At 71.6% G+C, this 380-nt stretch carries 1 protein-coding gene; it reads right to left on the bottom strand.

Annotated elements, in window-relative coordinates; genetic code table 11:
- Positions 1–380 (bottom strand): sigma 54-interacting transcriptional regulator (locus D7Y04_RS43830; protein ID WP_147477410.1); only part of this gene is annotated, 380 nt, incomplete at both ends.

Genomic DNA, 380 nt, shown 5'->3' with positions numbered 1-380 from the left:
CGCGCGCTCGAAGGCGCCCGCGCGGTCTCCCTGCGCGCTGGTGAAGGCGCCCTTCACGTGGCCGAACAGCTCGCTCTCGATGAGCGTGGGCGGCACGCCCGCCAGGTCCACGATGACGAAGGGGCCCTTCTTGCGCGGGCTCTGCTGGTGGATGGCCTCCGCGCACAAGTCCTTGCCCGTGCCCGTCTCGCCCTGGATGAGCACGTCCGCGCCGCCGGGGGCCAGCCGCTCCAGCAGCGTGAAGGCCTCGCGCATCTTCCGGCTGTTGCCCACCAGCGCGCCGAAGCGGTCCTTCGAGGACAGCAGCACCGAGCGCTCGCGGGTGTCCTCCGGAATCAGCTTCAGCTCGGTGGTGCCCAGGGTGATGACGATGCCGGGGC

Source organism: Corallococcus sp. AB038B (assembly GCF_003668955.1).
In the GTDB taxonomy this organism is placed as follows: Bacteria; Myxococcota; Myxococcia; order Myxococcales; family Myxococcaceae; genus Corallococcus; species Corallococcus exiguus.
The sequence above is the reverse complement of the archived record's forward strand: the minus strand, read 5'-3'. Positions and strand labels throughout refer to the sequence as shown.